The sequence below is a fragment of the Polaromonas sp. P1_G4 genome (genome assembly GCF_056405475.1).
The window spans coordinates 1-726 of sequence record NZ_JBFUCA010000989.1 but is presented as its reverse complement, the minus strand read 5'-3'; the positions used below and the strand labels follow the sequence as shown (position 1 = coordinate 726).

General features: G+C 59.4%; 2 protein-coding genes. Both read left to right on the top strand.

The features are described from left to right. Positions 1-376: hypothetical protein (locus AC1D1X_RS24930; RefSeq protein ID WP_477699577.1), on the top strand; the 376-nt coding region annotated here is incomplete at its 5' end. Beyond that, the gene (locus AC1D1X_RS24925) at positions 373-546 is read left to right on the top strand and encodes a hypothetical protein (RefSeq protein ID WP_477668204.1); all 174 of its coding nucleotides are present in this window, start codon (positions 373-375) and stop codon (positions 544-546) included. The genes AC1D1X_RS24930 and AC1D1X_RS24925, both read left to right, overlap by 4 nt. Positions 547-726: the final 180 nt, after the last annotated feature.

The window sequence follows — 726 nt, the reverse complement described above, 5'->3', positions numbered from 1 at the left end:
ATTTATGAGTCAATCCACGCTGGTCAATGCGCAGCTCAATGCCCCCTTGCGTTCCCTTGCCCTGACAGTCGAAGAGCCCGCCCCGGGCGAATTTTGCTGGCGCATCCTCGAGAGCCACRCAGATCCCCTGGTGTTTGAATCGGTGTCCTGCTCCGAGATCAGTTTTGCCGCATATGACACTGCATTGGCCACCGGTTACGGCGAGTTGCAGCGCCTGATCGGCCCCGACCTGCAATACGGCCCGCGCAGCGACGAGCCGCAGCAGGTCGATCTTTTTGGTGCTGCCAGTTCTGCGAAGAAAAATATGGCGGTCGGTAGCCCGGAAATCCGCCCTGCAAGGGACACCGGCATCAAACCGGGTGCGGTGCCTGCGTGAAACCCGATCTGCAAGCAGAGTACGTGCGGCTCCGCGCACAGCTTGAGGCCCTGGAGGCGGCGCCGGTAAAAGATTTTCGACGCATTGATCAGCTCATCGATGCGCTTGAGAAAATTCAGCTGGCCATCAAGGCCGAGCACGGCCTCAAGGGCAACAATCCCAACGAATAGTCCGCCGGATAAATATGCAGGCACAGCGGCACCGCAGCGTGTCGCAAGTGCGGCCCCACTCAGCGCAGAACGCGCAGGAAACATGGCGATCCTGATCAGGCCCGGGTGTTTATATTGGTTCGGTGCGTAGCATTTTGTGACCTCGCTTGTCCTACATGACAGGCCGTACCGGACCGACGC